This window comes from Pseudomonas sp. PDM25 (assembly GCF_019219045.1).
GTDB lineage: Bacteria > Pseudomonadota > Gammaproteobacteria > Pseudomonadales > Pseudomonadaceae > Aquipseudomonas.
Map to the genome: position 1 here is coordinate 1 of NZ_JAHUWL010000106.1, position 255 is coordinate 255.

Genomic DNA, 255 nt, shown 5'->3' on the forward strand with positions numbered 1-255 from the left:
GGCCTTGCGTAATCCGCGCCCACAAGTCACCTATCTGCTGAGCCTTGTAGACATCCCTGCACACCTCATTACCATTGAAGAAGTAAGCCGCATGGATGTGATAGCCCCGATCATCACCCTGCTCCACCGCACAGATGTAGCCAAGGAGGTGATCAAATATCGGGTTACGCTCATGCTCCGCCGTCATCCGGTCAAGATCATCGAAGACTCGCTCGACTCGCAGCCTGAGCTGAACTGTCTGGTAGTAATACAGAT

Annotated in this window: 1 pseudogene; it reads right to left on the minus strand. The window is 53.3% G+C overall.

The features are described from left to right. Window positions 1-255: pseudogene (locus KW848_RS31520) on the minus strand (inovirus-type Gp2 protein); the annotation flags it as partial.